This is a genomic window from Rhodococcus sp. SGAir0479 (assembly GCF_005484805.1).
Classification (GTDB): Bacteria; Actinomycetota; Actinomycetes; order Mycobacteriales; family Mycobacteriaceae; genus Prescottella.
The window spans coordinates 2,648,453-2,669,548 of record NZ_CP039432.1; the positions used below are offsets into that span (position 1 = coordinate 2,648,453).

At 73.1% G+C, this 21,096-nt stretch carries 17 protein-coding genes; 6 read left to right on the top strand and 11 right to left on the bottom strand.

Translation table 11 applies throughout. The features are described 5' to 3' along the window. Window positions 1–423: 423 nt before the first annotated feature. Window positions 424–2,595: an ATP-dependent DNA helicase UvrD2 gene (locus tag E7742_RS12420; protein ID WP_175420475.1), complete on the bottom strand. Its 2,172-nt coding sequence runs from the start codon at window positions 2,593–2,595 to the stop codon at window positions 424–426. Window positions 2,596–2,721: 126 nt separating this feature from the next. Here E7742_RS12420 and E7742_RS12425 point away from each other — a divergent pair, with 126 nt between their 5' ends. Continuing rightward, the gene (locus E7742_RS12425) at window positions 2,722–2,946 is read left to right on the top strand and encodes a mycoredoxin (RefSeq protein WP_137801186.1); all 225 of its coding nucleotides are present in this window, start codon (window positions 2,722–2,724) and stop codon (window positions 2,944–2,946) included. A gap of 16 nt (window positions 2,947–2,962) precedes the next feature. On the opposite strand, the gene nudC is transcribed toward E7742_RS12425, so the two are convergent. Next, on the bottom strand, window positions 2,963–3,892 hold the full coding sequence (gene nudC / locus E7742_RS12430) for an NAD(+) diphosphatase (protein WP_137799221.1): 930 nt from the start codon (window positions 3,890–3,892) through the stop codon (window positions 2,963–2,965). Window positions 3,893–3,942: 50 nt separating this feature from the next. Then, a complete protein-coding gene (locus E7742_RS12435; RefSeq protein WP_137799222.1) occupies window positions 3,943–5,010 on the bottom strand; it encodes a potassium channel family protein in 1,068 nt (355 codons plus the stop codon). Window positions 5,011–5,144: 134 nt separating this feature from the next. Here E7742_RS12435 and E7742_RS12440 point away from each other — a divergent pair, with 134 nt between their 5' ends. After that, on the top strand, window positions 5,145–5,537 hold the full coding sequence (locus E7742_RS12440) for a DoxX family protein (protein ID WP_137799223.1): 393 nt from the start codon (window positions 5,145–5,147) through the stop codon (window positions 5,535–5,537). Between the two features lie 5 nt (window positions 5,538–5,542). Here E7742_RS12440 and E7742_RS12445 read toward each other — a convergent pair whose 3' ends face one another. Together E7742_RS12445 and E7742_RS12450 are read right to left on the bottom strand one after the other, a co-directional pair. Next, the gene (locus E7742_RS12445; RefSeq protein WP_137799224.1) at window positions 5,543–8,941 is read right to left on the bottom strand and encodes an ATP-dependent helicase; all 3,399 of its coding nucleotides are present in this window, start codon (window positions 8,939–8,941) and stop codon (window positions 5,543–5,545) included. Next, window positions 8,938–12,267, bottom strand: coding sequence for an ATP-dependent helicase (locus E7742_RS12450; RefSeq protein ID WP_137799225.1), 3,330 nt, complete (start codon window positions 12,265–12,267; stop codon window positions 8,938–8,940). The genes E7742_RS12445 and E7742_RS12450 overlap by 4 nt, the downstream gene beginning before the upstream one ends. 56 nt (window positions 12,268–12,323) lie before the next feature. Between E7742_RS12450 and E7742_RS12455 the strand changes: the two genes are divergently transcribed. Genes E7742_RS12455 through E7742_RS12465 form a run of 3 tightly spaced genes read left to right on the top strand, consistent with a single transcriptional unit; the run spans window position 12,324 to window position 15,222 of the window. Further along, complete coding sequence (locus E7742_RS12455; RefSeq protein ID WP_175420476.1) at window positions 12,324–13,100, top strand: alpha/beta fold hydrolase; 777 nt, start codon at window positions 12,324–12,326, stop codon at window positions 13,098–13,100. Window positions 13,101–13,107: 7 nt separating this feature from the next. Further along, window positions 13,108–13,404 carry an MGMT family protein gene (locus tag E7742_RS12460; protein WP_137799227.1) on the top strand — a complete coding sequence of 99 codons (297 nt, stop codon included), beginning with the start codon at window positions 13,108–13,110 and terminating at the stop codon, window positions 13,402–13,404. Window positions 13,405–13,452: 48 nt separating this feature from the next. Then, a complete protein-coding gene (locus tag E7742_RS12465; protein WP_254698991.1) occupies window positions 13,453–15,222 on the top strand; it encodes an NTP transferase domain-containing protein in 1,770 nt (589 codons plus the stop codon). Window positions 15,223–15,237: 15 nt separating this feature from the next. Here the strand turns inward: E7742_RS12465 and E7742_RS12470 are convergent, their stop codons facing one another. The 3 genes from E7742_RS12470 to E7742_RS12480 form a co-directional block, all read right to left on the bottom strand. Beyond that, window positions 15,238–15,591 (bottom strand): PLDc N-terminal domain-containing protein, encoded by a 354-nt coding sequence (locus tag E7742_RS12470; protein ID WP_137799229.1) that lies wholly within the window; start codon window positions 15,589–15,591, stop codon window positions 15,238–15,240. A gap of 91 nt (window positions 15,592–15,682) precedes the next feature. After that, window positions 15,683–16,723: a hypothetical protein gene (locus E7742_RS12475; RefSeq protein WP_137799230.1), complete on the bottom strand. Its 1,041-nt coding sequence runs from the start codon at window positions 16,721–16,723 to the stop codon at window positions 15,683–15,685. Between the two features lie 55 nt (window positions 16,724–16,778). Then, a complete protein-coding gene (locus tag E7742_RS12480; protein WP_137799231.1) occupies window positions 16,779–17,750 on the bottom strand; it encodes a R2-like ligand-binding oxidase in 972 nt (323 codons plus the stop codon). Window positions 17,751–17,986: 236 nt separating this feature from the next. Here E7742_RS12480 and E7742_RS12485 point away from each other — a divergent pair, with 236 nt between their 5' ends. Then, window positions 17,987–18,778 carry an acyl-CoA thioesterase domain-containing protein gene (locus E7742_RS12485; protein WP_137799232.1) on the top strand — a complete coding sequence of 264 codons (792 nt, stop codon included), beginning with the start codon at window positions 17,987–17,989 and terminating at the stop codon, window positions 18,776–18,778. On the opposite strand, the gene E7742_RS12490 is transcribed toward E7742_RS12485, so the two are convergent. Genes E7742_RS12490 through nirD form a run of 3 tightly spaced genes read right to left on the bottom strand, consistent with a single transcriptional unit; the run spans window position 18,732 to window position 21,039 of the window. After that, window positions 18,732–19,466 carry a sirohydrochlorin chelatase gene (locus E7742_RS12490; protein WP_137799233.1) on the bottom strand — a complete coding sequence of 245 codons (735 nt, stop codon included), beginning with the start codon at window positions 19,464–19,466 and terminating at the stop codon, window positions 18,732–18,734. The genes E7742_RS12485 and E7742_RS12490 overlap by 47 nt on opposite strands. After that, on the bottom strand, window positions 19,463–20,632 hold the full coding sequence (locus E7742_RS12495) for a uroporphyrinogen-III synthase (RefSeq protein ID WP_137799234.1): 1,170 nt from the start codon (window positions 20,630–20,632) through the stop codon (window positions 19,463–19,465). The genes E7742_RS12490 and E7742_RS12495 overlap by 4 nt, the downstream gene beginning before the upstream one ends. Further along, a complete protein-coding gene (nirD, locus tag E7742_RS12500; protein WP_137799235.1) occupies window positions 20,629–21,039 on the bottom strand; it encodes a nitrite reductase small subunit NirD in 411 nt (136 codons plus the stop codon). Before nirD ends, E7742_RS12495 begins: the two co-directional genes overlap by 4 nt. Window positions 21,040–21,096 lie beyond the last annotated feature (57 nt).

Consider the following 21,096-nt stretch of genomic DNA (forward strand, 5'->3'; position numbering starts at 1 on the left):
CGAGAGAGCTCGAAACACGAAGGCCACGGTTCGCTGATGCGATCCGTGGCCTCGGGAGGACGGGCGGAGTATCTACCGAACGGTTCGGTGTCTGCTCCTGGCCACGGATGCGCGGGCTGCTGCTGCGCGCAGACGGATGGCGTGCGGTGCTGTCGCCGCGACGCTCGCGGCGGCCACTTCGGCCGCAGGGAGGTATGCGCGTGCGAACGCCGGCACCGATGCGCCTGCCGCAAATGCGTTCCAGTTGGTCATCGCTGCCACCTCCCTCTCACGTCGTCACGGGCCCGACCGAGGCTTCGGCCGAGGCATCCGTGGATCGGATATCGTCACCGCACACGAGTTTCCCCGTGGCGTGCAGTCCAGGGTATGGGACCCGAACAGACCGCACAAGTTATTTTTGACCTGCGGTTATACCGCGGGACGTCAGCTCGGGTCCAGCGCCGCGGCGGAGCGTTCACCGCGCACCAGCGCCAGCACGTCCGAGCCGTACTGCTCGAGCTTCTTGGCCCCGATTCCCGGGATCGCCACGAGGGCTCGCTCGTCCTGCGGCTGCTGTTCGGCTATCGCGGTCAGCGTGTTGTCACTGAACACCACATACGCCGGAACCTTCATCTCCCGGGCCCGGTCCCGGCGCCATTCCTTGAGCGTCTCGAGCAGCTCGATGTCGAGGTTGGACGGGCACGCCTCGCACCGGCCGAGCATGGTCGCCGTCGCGCCCATCAGTTGCTTACCGCAGACGCGGCACCGCGGCCGCGACCGCTTGGACTGCGCGGGGCGGGCGATCCGCGACGCCGGAGAATCGTCCGGGATGAGCCCGTTGAGGAATCGGGACCGGCGGCGGGACTTGCGTCCGCCCTCGTTGCGGGCCAGCGCCCACGACAGTGCCAGGTGCTCGCGGGCACGGGTGACCCCGACGTAGAGCAGGCGGCGCTCCTCCTCGATCCCGGCTTCGTCGTCGGGCGACTTGGAGTCGCCCAGCACGTGCGCGATGGGCAGCGTGCCCTCGTTGAGCCCGACGAGGAACACCGCGTCCCACTCCAGGCCCTTGGCGGCGTGCAGCGACGCCAGCGTGACGCCCTGGACCACCGGTGGATGCCGCGCCTCCGAGCGGGCGGCCAGTTCGCCGAGGAGGCCGCGCAGGGTCAGCTGCGCGTCCTGTGCCAGCAGTTCCTCGGTGAGCGCGACCAGCGCGGTGAGCGAGTTCCACCGTTCCCGGGCCTGCACACCGGCCGGCTCGACGTCGGTGAGCCCCAACGGGACCAGCACCGCGCGCACGAGCGTCACCAGTGCCTCCCCGGTGTCGGCGCCGTCCGGCAGATCGTCCCGCCCGGCGACCTGCCGCAGTGCGGTGATCGCCTGGCGCACCTCCTGGCGCTGGAAGAAGCCCTCACCGCCGCGCACCTGGTACGGGATGCCCGCCTCGGTGAGCGCCTGCTCGTGGACCTCGGACTGCGCGTTGATGCGGTAGAGCACGGCGATCTCGGCGGGCTCGACCCCGCGGTCGATGAGCTTGGCGATCTGCTTCGCGACGGCCGCGGCCTCGGCCGGCTCGTCGTCGTACTCGGCGAACGTCGGCTCCGGGCCGGGGGCGCGCTGACCGATCAACTGCAGCCGGGTGCCCGCGATGCGCCCGCGCGCCGCGCCGATCACCCGGTTCGCCAGCGACACCACCTCGGGCGTCGACCGATAGTCCCGCTCGAGCCGGACGACGGTGGCGTCCGGGAAGCGCCGCGAGAAGTCCAGCAGGAACTTCGGGGTGGCCCCGGTGAACGAATAGATCGTCTGGTTGGCGTCGCCGACCACCGTCAGGTCGTCGCGCTCGCCCAGCCACGCGTCGAGTACGCGCTGCTGCAGCGGCGTGACGTCCTGGTACTCGTCGACCACGAAGCAGCGGTAGCGGTCCCGGAACTCCTCGGCGACGGCGGCGTTGTCCTCGAGCGCGATCGCGGTGTGCAGCAGCAGGTCGTCGAAGTCCAGCAGGATGCCGTCCGGGTCCCGCGTCTTGAGGGCCTCGTACCCGGAGTAGACGGACGCCACCTGCGCGGCGTCGGCCGGAACGTCGCGACGGGCCCGCGCGGCGGCAGCCGGGTAGTCCTCGGGCGCGACGAGCGAGCCCTTGGCCCATTCGATCTCGCTCGCGAGGTCACGGATGCTCTCGGTGCTGGTCGACAGCCCCACCCGGCTCGCAGCCTGCCCGACGAGCGCGAACTTGCGGTCCAGCAGGCGCCAGTCGGTGTCGCCGATGACCTGCGGCCAGAAGTACTTGAGCTGTCGCAGCGCCGCGGCGTGGAACGTGCGGGCCTGCACCTGCGGGCCCCCGCCACCGATGCCGAGACCGCGCAGCCGCCCGCGCATCTCGCCCGCCGCGCGCGCGGTGAACGTCACCGCCAGCACCTGGCCGGCCGACACGTGCCCGGCCGCGACCAGGTGCGCGATCCGGCGCGTGATGGTGCGGGTCTTGCCGGTACCGGCACCGGCGAGCACGCACACCGGGCCGCGGGGAGCGAGCACGGCGGCGGACTGCTGCGGATCCAGTCCCTCCTCGAGCCTGGTCGCTACGTTCTCCGGGCTGGCATCCGCTGACATGACGTCCATCCTCTCAGGGCGCACCGACAGGTGCCGTCCGCACCCGGGACCGGTGTGACGTGCGCCCACGCGGGAACAGAGGAGACCGACCGTGGTGTTATAGGCGCCGTGACTACCCAAGCTCCTGCTCTGACCATGTACTCGACCACGTGGTGCGGCTACTGCCGTCGCCTCAAGAAGCAGCTCGACGAGAACGGCATCTCGTACGTCGAGATCGACATCGAGGACGATCCCGCGGCGGCGCGGTTCGTCGGCAGCGTCAACGGCGGCAACCACGTGGTGCCCACCGTCAAGTACGCGGACGGCAGCACCGCCACCAACCCGTCACTGGCGCAGGTCAAGCAGGCGCTGGGCCTCTAGGACCGCCTCCGGGTCCTCAGTCCTGCCCCGCCCACGACTCCACCATCACCCGCGCGATGGAGATCGAGCCGGGCAGCAGTAGTTCCGCGTCCGACGACTGCCGGGTGGCGGACGCCCAGTCGCCGGCGCCGAGCGCGCGGCGGACCTGCTCACGGGTGAACCAGTGGGCCTCGGCGATCTCGCCGTCCGTGAACGTGAACGCGGCGGCGGGATCGGCGACGGCCGCGAACCCCAGCATCACCGAGCGCGGGAACGGCCACGGCTGACTGCCCAGGTACCGGACGTCGGAGACGTCGACGCCCACCTCCTCGCGAATCTCCCGCACCACGCACGTCTCGAGCGACTCCCCCGCCTCCACGAAGCCCGCGAGTACCGAGAACATCCGCGGCGGCCACGACGGCTGCCGCGCCAACAGCACCCGGTCACCGCCGTCGTGCACCAGACAGATCACCGCCGGGTCGGTCCGCGGAAACTCCTCGTGCCCGGTGCTGGTGCTGATGCGCGACCACCCCGACATCGTCGGCTCGGTGGGGGCGCCGTCGATGGCGCTGAACCCGGCGTTGTCGTGCCAGCTCAGCAGCGCTACCGCCGTCGTGAGCAGGCCCGCGTCGGTCTCGTCGAGCCGGTGCCCCATCGCGCGCAGATCGCCCAGCTCGCCCGTCATCGCCGAGACCCGCACCGCCCACACGTGCCGGCCGCCGCGCAGCCCCAGGAACACCGCGCCCGGCACCGGCTCCGCGCCGAGCGAGGTCGCGTCGTCGAAGGCCAGGTCACCGTCGGAGATCCGGGTCTGCCCGCGACGGTCCACCCGCAGCAGCAGTGCGTCCGCCCAGCCGGCGCGCAGCGCGTCCGGGTCCGAACGCAGATGTTCGGCACGGTCGACGGCAGCTCGGGACAGCAGCGGGGGCTCGGTGAGGGTGAATCCGGACGCGGTGAAATCGGGCACGGTCCGACCCTACTGTGGGCCGCGGTCGGCCACCGGCGGCCGTGCCCGCGTCAGTTGCCGACGCGCTTGATGTAGAGCAGGAGGTCGTTCGCCTCGACGGCGTCGACCTCGGGTGAACCCACTCGGAGCAGCTGCCCGTCCCGGACCACGCCGAGGACGATGTCCGAGAGGTGACGCGGGGATCCGCCGATCTCCTCCGGTTCCACCTCGCGTTCGGCGATCGCGAATCCGGCCTCGGGGGTGAGCAGGTCCTCGACCATCTCCACGACGCTCGGTGTGGTCCGCGCGATGCCGAGGAGCCGGCCCGCCGTCTCGGAGGACACCACGACGGAGTCGGCGCCCGACTGCCGCAGCAGGTGCGCGTTGTCGGTCTCCCGGATGGCCGCGACGATCTTCGCCTTGGGCGCCAGTTCGCGGGCGGTCAGCGTCACCAGCACCGCGGTGTCGTCCCGGTTCGCGGCGACGATGATCGAGGCCGCGTTCTGCACGCCCGCGAGCCGCAGTACGTCGGACTTGGTGGCCGAGCCGTGCACGGTGACCAGTCCCAGCCCCGCGGCGGTGTCGAGCACCGCCTGGTCGGTGTCGACGACGACGATGTCCGACGGCACGATGCCGTCGCCGAGCATGGCATCGATGGCGGTGCGGCCCTTGGTGCCGAACCCGACGACGACGGTGTGGTTGCGCACGCGGTGCCTCCAGCGCTGGATCTTGAAGGTCTGGCGGGAGCTCTCGGTGAGGGCAGAGAGCGTCGTACCGACCAGGACGATGAGGAAGAAGATGCGGAGCGGGGTGATGACCAGAACGTTGATCAGCCGCGCTTCCGGGGTGATCGGGGTGATGTCGCCGTAGCCGGTGGTCGACAGCGACACCGTCGCGTAGTAGAGGCAGTCCAGGAGCGAGAGCTCGTTGTCCTGCGCGTCCTTGTAGCCGCTCCGGTCGATGTAGACCACGAGCACCGCCAGCGCCAGCGCCGCCAGCGCGTACGAGACGCGGCGGGCGATGGCCCGGGCCGGGCTGGTCTGCATCTCGGGGACCCTGAGCACGCCGACGAGCGTGAAGTCCGGCCGATCCGTCAGCGTGTCCGAGTTCCGGAACCGCGCACTCAACCTACCGGGCATTCATTCGTTCCTGTCTCCATCTCGGCGTGCACATCGGATGGCAGCCTAGCCGCGGATCCGACAATCGCGGAACGCCACGGCAAAACCGGCCCGCGACGGTGGCTGCCGGCGGGCGAATCGGGCAGGGTGGGGCGATGACGTCATCTTCTCCCGCCAGCCAGGCACCCGCGCTGCGCCTGGCCGCCCTGCTGGCCGGCGCCGGGGTCCTGCACTTCGCGCGCCCCCAGCCGTTCGACACGATCGTGCCGTCGGCGCTGCCGGGCCGCGCCCGCACCTACACCTACGTCTCCGGTGCCGCGGAACTGGCCACCGCCGCGGCCCTCGCGGTTCCCCGCACCCGCCGGGCCGGGGCCGGGCTGGCGGCCGCGCTGTTCGTCGCGGTGTTCCCGGCCAACGTGCAGATGGCCGTCGACTGGCTGCGGTCGAGCCGAACGTCGTTGCCCGCGAAGGCAGTCGCGCTCGGGCGGCTCCCGATCCAGGTCCCGCTGGTGACCCAGGCCCTGAAGGCCCGCCGCAACGCGCGCTGACCCGGTCAGTCCTCGGGCCGGTCCCCGGCGTTGCGGATCAGCCGGGCGAGCCGCTCCGCGTCGGGCAGGTCCGAGGGTGCGATGGTTCGTCCGGTGCGGACGTAGTGGAACGCGGCCCGCACCTTGTCCATCGGCGGCGCGGCGGGCCGGCCCGTGGCCTGCGACTCGCGCGCCGCTATCAGTTCCGCCCACGCCAGCCGGTACGCCGCCAACTGCATCACGACGGCCCGCTCGTTCGCCGCCGACGGCTCCGCGCCGGTCTTCCAGTCGATCACCGTCCAGCCGCCGTCGGGGTCGGCGAACACCGCGTCGATCCGTCCGCGCAGAACGGTGCCGGCCACGGAGGTCTCGAACGGCACCTCCACCTCGACGGGGTTGCGGTCCGCCCACGGCGACCGCAGGAACGCGTCCTGCAGCAGCGCCAGTTCGGTCTCGGTACCGACGCCGGTGTCCGCGGCGCCCGGCAGCTCGTCGAAGTCCAACAGCCGCGTCGCGCCGAACCGGCGTTCCACCCATGCGTGGAACGCGGTTCCGCGGCGGGCCAACGGGTTCGGTGGGAACGGCAGCGGTCGGCGGAGCCGCGCGGCCAGCTCGTCCGGGTCGGCCGCCAGATCCACGAGCTGACTCACCGACATCTGCGCCGGCAGCTCGACGTCCGCGGTGCCCGCGCCCCGCGCGGCGCGCTCGGCGAGCAGGGCGTCGACGTCCGCCGCCCAGTTGTCGGGATCCTCGCCGGGCTCCTCGCCGCCGTGCTCCTCCCCCGCACCCGCGCGCAGCGCTGCCAGCGCGTCGCGGACCAGACGGGCACCCTGTTCGACGTCGGCGCGCCGCCGGCCCAGCGGATCCCGCGGCCACTGCGCCGTCCGCGGTGTCGCGGTCAACGGGTTCTCGCTGCCGTCGTCCGGTGCGGGCGCCCACTCGTCGATGACGCCGAGGGGCGCGCCCTCCCACGTCGAGACCAGGTCGTGGAGTTCCGACAGGAACGGCGACGGCCCCTTGGGTGTGGGTCCGGACTCGGTCCAGTGGTGCCCGGAGACGAACAGCGCCCGTTCGGTCCGGGTGAGTGCGACGTAGAACAGCCGTCGGTCCTCGTCGAGCCGGCGACGCGCCAACGCCTTCTTGTGCGCGTCGATCTCGTTCTCGAGGTCCTTGCGGTCGTAGACGTTCTCGAGGTCGAGAACGGGGACGCCGTCGGCGGATTCACCGGGCACGGCGCGATCACCGCGCAGCGTCGGCGGCAGTTCGGCGACCGATCCGAGCCACGTCGCCGACGCCTGAGTCGACGGGAACACCCCCCCGGTCAGGTGGGGCACCGCGACCACCTCCCATTCGAGGCCCTTCGCCGAGTGCACCGTCAGCACCTGCACCCGGTCGGGCGCCACCTCCACCTCGCCCGGCGTCAGGCCGTTCTCGACGTGCTCGGCGGCCGCGAGGAACGACAGCAGACCGGTGAGGGTGGCCGACGAACGGTTCGCGTAACCGGCCACCACGTCGGCGAACGCGTCGAGGTGCTCCCGGCCGGCGCCGCCCACGTCACCGATCCGGGTCCGCGCCTGCGCCTCGATGCCGATACCGATGACCCGCTCGACCTCGGCCACCAGCTCGGTGAGGGGCTGGCCCAGGCGTTCACGCAGCGACGCCAACTCCGCCGCGAGGGCGCAGATGCGCACGTAGCCGGATTCCGAATACCGCTGCGCAGGGCCGGGATCGGCGAGGGCGTCGGCCAGGCCTGCCTGCTCGGCGTGTTCTCCCGGCAGCGCACTGCCGAGGGCGTCGCCGAGCGCCGCGGCGTCGGTGACCGCACCCGACGTGCCGTACCCGGTCCGGATGCCGAGCTCGCCGGCGCGGCGCCACAGCGCGCGTAGATCCGCGGCACCGATCTGCCAGCGGGCGCCGGTGAGCACGCGGACCGCGGCGCTGCCGGCCATGGGGTCGGCCACCAGCCGCAGCATCGCGACGACGTCCGCGACCTCGGGCGTGTGCAGCAGTCCGCCGAGGCCGACGACCTCGACGGCCAGTCCCCGCGCCCGCAGTTCCTCCGCGACGGGCGCGGCGTCGGCGTTGCGGCGCACCAGGACCGCCGCGGTGGGCGGTTTCCCGCTCTCCGCGCGCGCTGCCGCGTATTCGGCAGCGATCCGGTCGGCCACCCACGCCCGCTCCCCCGCGACGGTGTCGAGCAGCGCCAGGCGGACATCGCCCGGGACGGCGCCCGGACGGGCCCGCAGCATGCTGACCGCGACGCCGCGGTCCCGCAAGGGATCGGACACCATGTTGGCCAACTCGAGCGCCTCCGGCGGGTTGCGCCAGCTGGTGAGCAGTTCCAGGGTGGGCGCCGGGGTGCCGTCGGGGAGCGGGAAGTCGGTCGCGAAGCGCGGCAGATTGGCGGCCGAGGCGCCGCGCCAGCCGTAGATCGACTGCATCGGGTCGCCGACCGCCGTGAGCGCGAGGCCCGCGTCCGCCCCGCCGCCGAACAGGGACGATAGCAGCACGCGCTGCGCGTGACCGGTGTCCTGGTACTCGTCGAGCAGCACCACCCGGAAGCGGGACCGTTCGCACCGGCCCACCTCGGGATGTTCGGCGGCCACGCGCGCGGCGAGCGACATCTGGCTCCCGAAGTCGAGCGATCCCTCCCGGCGCAGCGTCTCGGCCAGCCGCTGCACCAACGGCAGCAGGTCCAGGCGCTGGTGCTGCACCTCGAGCAGGTTCAGCAGCGGCTTGGACGGTCCGCCCTTCTGTCTGGGGCCGGCCGGCAGCGTGTGGATCAACTTGTCGAGTTCGGTGTGCGCCTCGCGCAGATCCGCGGGCTCGACGAGGTGCTCGGCCAGCTGTCCCGACAACGCGAGCACCGACTCGGTGATCGACGCCGGACTGCGGTCGGTGTCGAGGTCGCCGTCCCACGCGCTCACCACCCGGTACGCGAGCTGCCACAGCTCGGTCTCGGACAGCAACGTCGCGGACGGTTCGATGGGCAGCAGCAGGCCGTGCTCGGACAGCAGCCGGCCGGCGTACGAGTGGTAGGTGCTCACCTCGGGTTCGCTGCCGAGGATGCGCGACCGCAGCCCACCGCCGGGATCGAGGTCCCGCACCAGCGCCGAGCCGGCAAGTTTCGCGAGCCGCTTCCGGATCCGGCTGGTGAGCTGCTGCGCCGCCTTGCGGGTGAACGTCAACCCCAGGACCTGTTCGGGTTCCACCAGCCCGTTGGCAACCAGCCACACGACCCGCGCGGCCATCGTCTCGGTCTTGCCGGCCCCGGCCCCGGCCACGACGAGCGTCGGCCCGAGCGGCGCCTCGATGACCGCGGCCTGCTCGGGGGTCGGCGGGAACTGGCCGAGGGCCTCGGCCAGTTCGGCGGGGCTGACGAATCGGCGAACCCGGCCACCGTCGTTGCGTTCGTGCGTGGTCACTCCGACGTCACCTGCCGTCCCTCGTCGTGTGCCGGACAACTGGCGAGTACGGGGCAGTGCCGGCAACCGTCGTTGATCCGCGCCGTGAACGTGGGACCCCGAGTCGCCGCCGCCGCATCGTGGATCACGTTCTCCCACAGCTCGAGTCCCTCGTCGTCGAGCGCGAGTTGCATCCGTTGCGTCGCACCCTCCTTGTTGTGCGGCTTGGCCACGAACACGAGCCGGGCACCCCCCGGTGTCGCCGCCGGCTCGCCCTCGACGAGGCCGCGCGCCGCCGCCACCTGGTACGCCGCGAGCTGTGCGTGTTCGTGCGCCTGTTCCTTCGTCACCGGGTTCTTGGCGGTCTTGACGTCGATGATCACCGGCCGTCCCTCGGCGTCCCGTTCGAGCCGGTCGATCCGGCCCCGGATCCGCACCGCCGCCTCGCCGTCGGCGCGCGGTTCGAGCACTCCGTCCACCGACACCTCGACACCCACCTCGGTGAGCTCGGAGCGGGTACTGCGCAGCCAGTTCGCGAAGTTGTCGAGCATCCCGCGGGTGCGTTCGAGCTCGCGTCGCGAGTACCACTCCGACCCCAGATCCACCGCGTCCCAGGCAGTTTCGAGCGCCTGGTCGATCCGGTCCGGCGGGATGTGCCCGGCGAGCGCCTGCACCAGCGTGTGCACGAGCGTCCCGGCGATCGCGTGCGTGGTGTCGCCGTCCGTGCCACCGTGTCGTTCGAGCATCCACCGCAACGGGCAGTTGTCGATCAGCTCGATCGTGGACGGCGACAGCGGAACGGGGCCGTCGGCCGGGTCCCACAGCGCCGCCTCCGAGCTGGGTTCGCCGGTGCCGTACCAGTGCTCCGGGTGTGCACCGCGGACCCCGGCCGCGGCCAATCGCGCGAGCTGCTGCGCGGCCCGGCGTTGCCGGCCCGGGTCGGACTCGGCGACCGCGGGGTCGCACACGACGCTGCGGAGTTCGGCGACCAGCGCCGGCAGTGCCAGCACGCGAGGGTTCTCCTGCTCCGGTGCCACCTCGGCGTTCTCGGCATCGGCGTCCTCGCCGCCGAGCAGGTCGTCGACGAAGCGGGACCGGACCAGTTCGTTGTCGCCGCTCGACGAGTCGACTGCCGTGACGAGCAGCGACGACCGGGCCCGGCTGCACGCCACCAGGAACAGGCGACGTTCCTCGGCCAGCAGCGGCGCGGTCCGCGACAGCGTGCCCGGTGTCACGGTGTCCGCGTGTCCCACCCCGCTGGTGAGGTCGATCAGTTCCTCGGTGCCCAGCAGCGTCCCGCGTGCGCCCAGACTCGGCCACAGTCCTTCCTGGACGCCGACGACCGCGACCACCTGCCACTGCCGCCCCGCCGCCGAGTGGGCACTGAGGATGGTCACGGTCTCCTGCTCGGCCACCGCGCGGGCGCGTGCCGTCCCGGGGATCTCCTGCTCGACCAAGAAGTCGACGAACCCCGCCAACTGGGCGCGGGGCAGCCGGTCGACGTAGTCGGCGGCCGCGTCGAACAACGCGACGACGGCGTCGAGGTCGCGATCCGCCTGCGCTCCGATCGGGCCTCCGTACGCCGACGCCGCCGCCCAGCGACGTTCGAGACCGGTGGCCTGCCACGCCGCCCACAGCACCTCCTCGATCCCGCGGCCCCGCTCGAGCGGGATGCGGGCGCGACGGAGCACCTGGAGAACCCTTCGCAGCGCGACGGATTCGACGTCGGTGAGGCCGGGCAGCAGGTGCGTGAGCCCGTCGGCGTCGGGGCCGTCGACGACGAGCGCCCGCAGCAGCTCCGCCGAGTCCCGGTCACCGCCGGCGGCGAGTTCCACGCGGCGCAGGCCGCGGCGCAACCGCCGCAGGCTCACCGGTTCGGCGCCGCCGATCGGCCCCGACAGCAACGCGAGGGCGTCCTCGCCGGTGAACTCGTCGCCCGACAGCGCGCGCAGCACCGCCAGCAAGCCGGCGACGCCGTGCTGCCGGGCGAGCGGCAGCTCGCTGGCGGCGGTCGCGACGGGAACACCGGCGGCGAGCAGCGCCCGGCGCAGCGGCGGCAGCACCCGCGGCACCGACCTCGCGACGATGGCCATCTCCGACCACGGCACCCCGTCGACCAGGTGCGCGCGCCGGAGCGTGTCCGCGACCAGCGCCGCCTCCTTGGCCGGCGACGTCAGTACCCGCACCACCGCGCGCCCGGTGTCGGCGCCGTCGCCGGCGTCGACCGGCACGCTCACCCCGCGCTGCGGCGGATTGCCCGGCAGCCGGCCGGCGACGCGGGCCGCGACGGCCGCCACGTCGGGGGCCGCGCGGTAATTCGTGTCGAGGATCACCTGCGCCGGGTCGTCGCGGTCGGCGATCTCGGTGAGGAACCGCGCGTCCGCACCGCGGAACGCGAAGATCGACTGGTCGGGGTCGCCCACGATCGCGGTCATCGTGGTCCCGGTGCCGATCGCCCGCACCAGCTGCGCGGCATGCGGGTCGAGGTGCTGCGCGTCGTCGACCAGCAGGTGACGGACGCGACGGCGCTCCCGCTGCAACAGCTCCGGATCGGTGGCGAAGGCGGTGAGCGCGGCGCTGATCAGTTCGGCCGCGTCGAGCGCCGGGGCCGTCGCCTCGGGCGCCTCCACCCCGACGGACGCGCGCAACAGCATCGACTGCTCGTAGTGCAGCGCGAACCGGCCCGCCGCCACCCACTCGGGCTTGCCGTGGGCGCGTCCGAGCTCCATCAGGTCTTCCGGCCCCAGTCCCCGCTCGTTGGCGCGCAGCATCAGGTTGCGCAGCTCTACCGCGAAGCCGGTCATGCCCAGTGCCGGGCGCAGCCGTTCGGGCCAGTGCTCGGCGCCGTCGGCAATGTCGCCGCGCAGCATCTCGCGCAGCACCGAGTCCTGTTCGGAGCCGGTGATCAGCCGTGGCGGCGGGTTGCCGTGCGCGGCCGCCTGCAGGCGCAGTACTGCGAAGGCGTACGAGTGCACGGTGCGCACGAGCGGCTCCCGCGTCGCCCGTGGACGGCCCACCGCAGCGGCACCGGACTCGGCGCCGAGGAGCCCCGCGGTGATCTGTTCCCGCACCGCGTTCGCCGCGCGCCGCGACTGCGTCAGCACCAGCACCGATTCGGGGTCGGCGCCCGCGGTGATCCGCGCCACCGCGGCGTCGACGACGAGCGAGGTCTTCCCCGTGCCGGGGCCACCCAGGATCTGCCACGGATGCCAGCCACGACCCGGCGGTGCACCGGTCAGCACCCGCGCCGGTGCGGGCGCCCACGTCCGCGCCTCGGCCTCGGTGACCGTGCGCCCGACGAGCCGCGCGGACGGAGCCGGCCTGGTGGATGCGCCCGCTGCTGTCATGCCGAGAATCTCACCAGAGACCTCCGACATCGCCCGCATCCGGCATCATGAAGACCATGCGCGGTCTCCACACGTACCTGTTCGGCACCCCCGGAGGACCCGAGGTGCTCGCGCTCCACGGGCTCACCGGACACGGCCGCCGGTGGGAGGCGCTAGGCGCCGACCAGCTGCGCGACACCCGCATCATCGCCCCCGATCTGCGCGGTCACGGCCGGTCGCCGTGGACGCCGCCGTGGGGTCTCGACACGCACGTCGCCGACCTCGTCCGGGTGCTCGACGAGCACGCCACCGGACCGGTCGTCGTCATGGCCCACTCGTTCGGCGGCGCGATCGCGCTGCACCTCGCGCGGACGGTGCCCGACCGGATCCGCGGGCTCGTCCTGCTCGACCCGGCGCTCGGGCTGGACCCGGAGACGATGAGCCGGGTCGCCGGGCTCGTCGTCGCCCACCCGGACTACACCGACGCGGCCGAGGCCCGGTCGGAGAAGATCCACGGCTCGTGGGCCGACGTGCCGGCCGAGGCCCTGGACGCGGACCTCGCCGAGCATCTGGTTCGGCTGGACAACGGGCGGGTCGGCTGGCGCATGTCGGTCCCGGCGGTCGTCGCCTCGTGGGGCGAGATGGCCCGCGGCTACGTGCTGCCGCCGAAGGGCACCCCGACGGTGCTCGTGCAGGCCCTGCGGGTGCAGCCGCCGTACGTGACTCCGCAGTTCCGGGCCGCGCTCGCCGAACACCTGGGCGCGGACCTGACGATCGCCGACCTCGACTGCGACCACATGGTCCCGCACGCCCGGCCGGACGACGTCGCCGCCCTGGTCCGGAAGCTTCTCTGAGGGCGTCGTGGCCGCCACCACGGACGCACAGGTCGAACACGTCCGGGAACTGGTCGCGTCGATCCCGGCCGGCAGCGTGGCCACCTACGGTGACATCGCCTCGGCCGCAGGGCTTTCCAGTCCACGGACGGTCGGGTGGATCATGCGGACCGATTCCGCGGACCTGCCGTGGCACCGGGTCCTGGGCGCCTCCGGCCGGCCGAGCCCGCATCTGGCGCACCGGCAGCTGGCGAGGCTCGAACTGGAGGGGGTCCCGATCCGCGACGGGCGGGTGGACCTGGCACGGGCACGCCACCGCTTCTGACCCGGGCGCGCCCGCGCGCGGGTACCGCACATGCGGCAGCATGAGGCCATGCGCACATTCGGCCTCCCCGGCGGTCCCGTCGACGCGATCGTGCTCGCCGGAGGGCGCGCGACGCGGATGGGCGGTGTGGACAAGCCGGCGGTGGTCGTGGGCGACCGCCGGATGCTCGACACGGTCCTCGACGCCGTGGCGGACTGCGCGCGGATCGCGGTCGTCGGCCCGCGTCGCGGCGATCTCGACGGCCGCGTCGTGCAGACGCAGGAGTCGCCGGCCGGTGCCGGTCCGGTCGCCGCGCTCGCCGCGGGGCTGGCCGCGCTCGCGGGCCCCGACGACGGCGCGGTCGTGGTGGTGGCGTCCGATCTGCCCACGCTCGACCGTGGCATCGTGGCCGATCTGGCCGCCCGGCTCGCCGCGGAACCGAAGGCCGAGGCGGCGTTCGCCGTGGACGAGTGCGGCCGCACGCAGTTCCTGCTGGCCGCGTGGCGACGACGGTCGTTGGCGGCCCGGCTGGCCGGCCTCGACCGGCTCACCGATCGCCCGATGCGCGCCCTGGTGCCGGACCGGCACACGACCGTCGCGGTGTCCGGGGTGTACGACTGCGACACCCCCGCCGATCTCGCGCGGGCCCGCGCCGCACACGTCCCGCAACCGATGGACCTCGACGAGGCCCGCGCGGCGATCCGAAAGACGGTGCCGCCCCTCCCGATCCGCACCGTCCCGCTCGTGTCGGCACGGGGCGCCACCCTCGCGGCCCCCCTCGTGGCCGCGGAAGCGCTTCCCCGCTTCGACATCTCCGCGATGGACGGGTACGCGGTGTCCGGGCCGGGACCGTGGCGGCTGCTGGACGTGATCCGGTACGCCGGAGCGCGCTCCGCACTCTCGCTGACCGCGGGGCAGGCCGTCCGGATCGCCACCGGGGCGCAGGTGCCCGCCGGCGCGACGGGGGTGGTCCGCGACGAGTTCGTCGCCGTCACCGGTGACGGCGACGCAGCGGTGCTGCACCGTCGCGCCGACGCCCCCGTGCGGGACGACACCCGCCGCCGCGGCGAGGACTGGCAACCCAGCCACCATCTGGCGGAGGCGGGGACCGCGGTCACCGCGGCGGTGCTGTCGGCGGCCACGAGCGCCGAAGTCGCCGAGCTCGCCGTGCGCGGTCCGGTCCGGGCGCACATCGCGCTCACCGGCGACGAGATCCGCCGCGACGGCCCGCTCCAGGACGGGCAGACGCGGGACTCGCTGGGACCGGTGCTGCCGGACCTCCTGTGGCACTGCGGCGTCCGGGCCGTCGCCGACACCCATGTGCCGGACACCGCGGCCGGCTTCGACACTCTGTTGGGCGGCGCCGACGACGCCGACGTGATCGTGGTCGTGGGCGCGACCGGCGGCGGCGCCGCCGATCAGCTCCGCGCCGCCCTGGCCCGCGCGGGCGCCCGGATCGTCGTCGGCCGGGTGCGGTGCCGGCCCGGCGGGTCGCAGGTGACCGCGCTGCTGCCGGACGGGCGCGTGGTGCTGGGCCTGCCGGGCAATCCGCTGGCGGCGGTGGCCACGCTGCTGACGATGCTGCCGGCGGTGGTCGACGGGCTGACCGCGCGGACCCCGGCCGTGGCGGTGACGGGCGCGGTGTGCAATGCCGCCGACGCCGGGACGGCCGTCACCCGGATCGTGCCGGTCGGACGTCGGGCGAACGGCACGTGGGCCGCCGACACCGTCGTCCGCACGGCCCACCTGGCGGGGCTGATCGGCCGGGAGGCGCTGGCACTCCTGCCGCCCGACCCGGTGGACGGCCAGACCGTCGAGTTGCTGCCGCTGCCGCGCTGACCGCCGGCGGACCGGTCAGTCGTCGGACTGGGCGCGGCGTTGCTCGCGCGCGATGCGCCGCTGCTCCTCCGCGCGCTCACGGCAGCGCCGCAGGAACTCCTCGTCGTCCGCGCTCGTCTGGGCGATGTGCCGCCCGGGACGCTCGTACTCCGGGAACGGGGTGGACTGCGCGGGCCGCCGCGCCGGTGCGCTCCCGGATTCGGGGCGACCGACCACCAGCCACAGCACCGACCCGACCAGCGGCAGCAGGAGCACCACGACGACCCATGCCACCTTGGGGATGTTCCGCACGGCGTACTCGTCGGCGACGATGACGTCCACCAGACAGAAGACCCACAGAACCATCACGATCAAACCCAGATACGGCATGGACGCCGCCCCTCCCCGTGTCCTCCCGACGACCGTGGCCACGCGGCCACGTGCGCCGTAGATGAAACCAACCCGGAGGTATTTCGCGCAACTATCGACCGTTCGCCGACCGCCGGCCCCATACGAACGCGCCTCGGACGAGACCGACGATCACCAGCAGAGCAACCGCGCCCGCCGCGAACACCCAGCCGGGCGTGCCGCCGCCGTCGACGTCCGCGGCGGCCTGCGGAATCCGGTCCGCGTCCGTCGCCGGCGTCCGGGCGCCGGGGAGCGCCTTCGATGCGTCCGTCACGCTCGTCGAGAGCCCCTGCACCACATGGGTGATCGGCCCAGTGCCGTCGACCAGCTGACCGGTCCCGTCGGCCAGGGCCCTGCCGCCGTCGTCGAGGAGCACCAGCCCCTCGCTCAACTGGCGGGCACCCTCGGCGACCTGGCCGACGCCACCGACGAATGCCGCGGACGGATCGTTCAGCTCGTGCGAGAGCTGACGGGCACCGTCCTTCAGTGTCGCGAGTCGACTCAGCGTGTCGGGTCCGAGACCCTCGGTGTCGATTCGCGCCACCAGGTCGTCCACCCGTCCGGCCGCGCCCTGCGCCACCGGATCGGCGGACGCCGAGAGCGTCGAGGCCACCTGACGCAGGGCCCCGGTGACCTCGGCCTGCATCCGGCCGAAGCCGGTGAGCCGGTCCACCACCTCGTCCACGCCGCCGCTGATCTGCTGCGCCCCGTCACCGAGCCGGCCCACGCCACCGTTCAGTTCGCCCACCCCGTCCGACAATTGCTGCGCGCCCGCGCGCGCCTGGCCGAGGCCGTCCGAGAGCTGCCGAGCGCCGTCGTCGAGCCGGCGTCCCCCGTCGACCAGCTGGTCGACGCCACCGCCCAGCATCGACAGCGGCAGGTTCGCCTGCTGCAGGCTGCGCCGCGCGCGGGCGAGCGCGTCGGCGGCGGGATCGTCGGCGGGACCGGCCTCGAGCGAGGTGTCGGGGTCCGTGCTCCGGGGAGCGTCGTCGGTGACCACGGCGAAGTAGGCGACCACACCGACGACGGCGACGGCGAGCACGCCCAGGACGGCGAGGATCTGGCGCACGGAGCGGGTACGGAGTCTGCGGCGGGGGTTCTGGTGTTCGCTCATAGAGCCGCGAACGGTAGCCGCCCGAATTAAGCGATCTCTGAGATCGAGACCCCGATCACGTCGTCGCCGGATCCGCCGTGACCTCCGCGAGCGCGGCCTCGTCCTCGGCGCCGAACGTGTCCTCGAGGGTCTCGGGCGAGTAGTCCAGGTCGATCTCCGCGAGCGGCCGGCCCCGCGCCGATTCGATCGCGCCGAGCCGGCGTTGCGCCCGGTCGGCCGCATACACGAGGTAGTCCTGCGGATCGATACCGAACGGCGGCTCTTCGAACTGGTCGTTGACCCACTGGATCATGTTCAGCGCGTGCGGCATCAGCTCCGTCATCCGCTGCTGGACGAGATCCCAGTTGCTGTCGTCGGCCGCGACGTGCCGGCGACACGTGAAGGTGCCCCATGCCATGTGCCGGCGCTCGTCGTCCCCGATGCGGCGGACGAGTTCCTGCATGCCCGGCAGGATTGCGCGTTCGGTGCACACCCGCTGCCACGCGTAGTAGCCGGTGAGCGCGAGGCTGCCCTCGATGACGTGGTTGTACGTGACCGACGCTCGGATCTGGTTCGCCGGGCTCGGATCCGATTCGAGAATGCTCAGCGACCGGGGCAGCTCCTCGTAGAACAGCGTCCGGTAGTGCGGGTTCTCGGCGACGAACGGGTGGAGATCGTCGGCGAGGCCGATGGTGTCCATCCAACGCCGGAACACCTCGACGTGCTTGGCTTCCTCGAAGCAGAACTGGGTCAGGTACATCTCGTCGCCGAATCTGCCCTCGGCCGCCATCGCCTTCATGAACGGCTGGATGTCCTCGGTGACAGCCTCTTCACCGGCGATGAACTGCGTGCACAGGTAGGTCGCGCTGCGCTTCTCCTCGCTGCTGAGCGACTCCCAGTCCGCCGCGTCCTGCGTGAAGTCGATGTCGGCGGGATTCCAGAACTTCGCGTTGCCCTTCACGAAGAGGCGGAGGGGGAAGGCGTCCCAGTTGAGTCCGCCCTTCCGCAGTGAACTGAAACCCTGCCTGTCGACTGATGTCGCGGTCATCCGAAGAACCTTCTTCCCGGCCTGCGCCCACGTCCCCTCGCACGCTGCGAGTCCCGGCGGCGCCGGCCGAGCGTGCCCGGTCCACTCCCACGGTAGTCCGAATCGGGTCGGTTCGGACCGGTTTTCTGCACACGGATGCGCAAGGAAACGGCGGGTCCCGGCCGGTGGTCGTATCGCCGACGTCACCGGGTGTCGTATGTTCACCCGAACGGTCGTCACGGAGGGGGTTCGTACGCATGGGGGATCAGATCGCGTTCCTGACCCGGGACGGGGACGGTTTCGCGCCGCTCGAGTTGGCCGTCAGCGGGTGGTCACCGGACATGATCACCGGCGTACTCGCGCGTGCCATCGAGAACGCCCACGGCGCCGAGGGTTTCGTGCCGGCGCGCCTGACCGTCGACCTGTTCCGGCCGGCCCGCGCGGCGCAGTTCCACGTCGTCACCCGGAGTGTGCGCGACGGCAACCGGATCCGGGTGGCGGACGCGGAGGTGCTCCAGCGCGGCGAGTCCGTGGCCCGCGGGACCGTCGTGTTCCTCCGCCGCGGAGCGCAGCCGCCGGGCGAACTGTGGACCCGGCCCGACAGCCCGCAACCGCCGCCGCCGAGCCTCCTTCCGCCGCTGCAGGCGCCCACCCATCCGTGGATCGGCAGCGACGGCCATCCCGCGGGATGGTCGCCGTCCCTGCGCGATCACGAGGGATCGAGCCGAAAGCGTCTGTGGCAGTATCAGATTCCGATCGTGGCCGGCGAGGAACCGTCACCCTTCGTGCGCGCCGCGATGGTCGGTGAGACGACGAGCCTGATGACCAACTGGGGCAGCGCAGGTATCGGGTTCATCAACGCCGATCTGACGCTGGCCCTGTCGCGGCTACCGGAGGGACCCGAGATCGGACTCGAGGCCGACAACCACCTCAGCGTCGACGGCGTCGCCGTGGGCAGCGCCACGATGTTCGACCGGCGCGGCCCGATCGGCACGTGCATCGTCAGTGCCCTGTCGAACGCCGAACGGCAGCTGAACTTCTCCCGCTGACACCCACTCCCGTGCGGGCGAGCCGGAACCGCTCGGCGATCAGCTCCGCGATCGCGTCGTCGGCACCGAGCGGATCGGCGATCCCGTCGGCGCCCGCGTCCGCCAGTCGGGTGTGGAACAGGCCGGGCGCGAGGAGGTAGGACGCGACGAACACGCGGCGCTCCCCTGCCGCGCGCAGGCGCTGCACCACCTCCGGCACCGTCGGTGTCCCGGTCGCGATGTAGCCGACCGGGACCTCGCGGCGCACCCGCGCCGACAGCATCGCCGCCGCCCGGCGGACGTCGTGGCGCGCCCGTGGATCGGACGAGCCGGCCGCGGCGAGCACCACGGCGTCGCCCGGCCGCCGTCCGGCGGCGCGCAGCCGTCGTTCCAGGACCTGTGTCAGCACCGGATGCGGCCCCAGCGCGCGGGTCACCGTGGCCCGGCGGTGGCCGCTCTCGGCGACGCCGCGCGGCACGTCCGCGTGCACGTGGTACCCGGACGCCAGGAACGCCGGGACCAACACCACCGGCACGTCCGGGTCCCTGTCGCGCAACACCTCGGCGGGCGAGGGCCCCAGCACGTCGACGAAAGCGGTGCGCACCGGACCGACCCGCCGGCTCACCGCCTCGGCCAGCGCGGCCACGGTGTCGATGCCGGCGCGGCTACGGGTGCCGTGCGCGACCAGCACCAGGTCGGCGCCGGTCACGACCGGCTCGCCTCGAGCAGTCGGTCGTATTCGGCCGGGTCGAGCGCCAGCCGGTACCCCCGCTTGACCACCGTCTGCACCGTCCCGGGCGCCCCGAGGTGGTTGCGGAGCCGGGCGATCGCGGTCTCGACGGCGTGCGGGTCGTCGCTGCCACCCGGCAGCGCGGCCAGCAGGTCGGCTCGGGAGACCACCATGCCGGGCCGCTCCGCGAGCCGGCGCACCAGCGCCATCCCCGCGGGCGACAACACCTTGACCTCCCCGTCGACGACGACGCAGTTGCCGCGCACGCTCAGCTCGTGCCCGCCCGCCTGCACCCGGGCGGCCCGCCGGGGCAACTCGTCCGCGATGTGCCGAGCCAGCGAACCGAGCCGCGAACGGGCCGGCGCCGTCGTGGGCACCCCGAGCGCGGTCAGCGGCGCCGCGGTGACCGGGCCGACGCAGGCCGCGAGCACCCGCCCGTCCAGCGCGCGCAGCAGTGTCTCCAGCGCGCCGATGTCCTTGGCGCGCCCCAGGACCGAGGCCACGGCGGGTGCGCTGGTGAAGCTGACCGCGTCCAGACCGCCGCACCCGACGGACTCGATCAGCCGGTCGAGCGCAGCGCAGTCGTCGGGCGGCGTCCACCGGTACACCGGAACCGCGATCACATCGGCGCCGGCATCGCGCAGCGCCGCGCAGAAGTCCGGCGCGGGTTCCCACTCGGTGGTCGCGCCGTGCAGTTGCACCGCGATCCGCCGGCCCGCCACGCCCTCGGCCCGCAACCGGTCCAGCACCTCGCCCGAGGACTCGGAGTCCGGCGACCACTGCTCGCGGAGACCGGCGGCACGGATCGCCCCCGTCGCCTTCGGTCCGCGGGCGAGGATCCGACTCGCGTGCAGCGCGGTCAACAGCTGGTCCGCGCGGCCCCAGCCCTCCGCCGCACCCATCCAGCCGCGGAACCCGATGCCGGTCGTGGCGATCGTGACGTCGGGCGGGTCGACGATCAGCCGGTCGGTCACGCGGGCCAGCTCGGTGTCGTCGGCGAGCGGGATGATCCGGATCGCGGGTGCGTGCACCACCTCGGCGCCGCGCCGGGTGAGCAGCATCGCCAGCTCGTCCGCGCGCCGCGACGCGGTGATCCCGACCGTGAACCCGCGCAGCTCGTCGCCGCGCGGCCCCCCACCCGTCACGGCGACCCGTCCGGGATCGCGTACACCTGCACCACGTCGTCGACCACGCGCACCGGATACACCGGCAGTCTCGTCGACCCGTCGTCGAGGCACCGCCCGTCCAGCAGCGAGAACACCTGCTTGAGCAGCGGTGACGCGACCGTCGGTTCGCCGTGGCGGTCCCCCACCAGCCCTCGGGACATCACCGCGGCCCGGCCGACGGGGTCGATGTTGCCGACCGCGCGCAGGCTGCCGTCGGGCAACCGGAACAGCGCGGCCTGGGTCCCGCCGCGCAGGAGCACGGCCACGCCGCGCCCCGGGATGAGGTGGCTCCGCGTACACGCGGACGTCCACTGCCGTCCCTCCGCCGCATCGGGCGTCTCGCGGGTGCCGACCTCGCCGGACACCCAGCTCTCCATCACCGTCATCGCAGACCTCCCTGTGCTGTGCTCATTCAAAAGTCGCGTTGTTTCCGCGGCGTTACT